This is a genomic window from Candidatus Aquicultor secundus (genome assembly GCF_002791875.1).
GTDB classification, from domain to species: domain Bacteria; phylum Actinomycetota; class Aquicultoria; order Aquicultorales; family Aquicultoraceae; genus Aquicultor_A; species Aquicultor_A secundus.
In genome coordinates this window covers 4,349-4,548 of sequence record NZ_PFNG01000095.1, presented here as the reverse complement: position 1 = coordinate 4,548, position 200 = coordinate 4,349, and the positions used below count along the sequence as shown (strand labels likewise).

Genomic DNA, 200 nt, shown 5'->3' with positions numbered 1-200 from the left:
AACAGTCTGGTATTCTTGCCGCCAACGATACGTCGGCCGCGGTCGGCTACGCCCCTTTAAGCCCGACCGAGAGAATGGTGCTCGGCACGGAGCATTATTTGAATTCGTCGGGCTTTAAAGAGCTGTTCCCGGCGTCAGGTACGGATGTAAAGGTCATGGGGTACCGCACGGGAAAAAATCTCAGTTTAACTATCGCAATG

At 53.5% G+C, this 200-nt stretch carries 1 protein-coding gene; it reads left to right on the top strand.

Going from position 1 to position 200, the window contains the following annotated elements:
• Positions 1 to 200 (top strand): methionine adenosyltransferase (locus COY37_RS04140; RefSeq protein WP_286976285.1); only part of this gene is annotated, 200 nt, incomplete at both ends.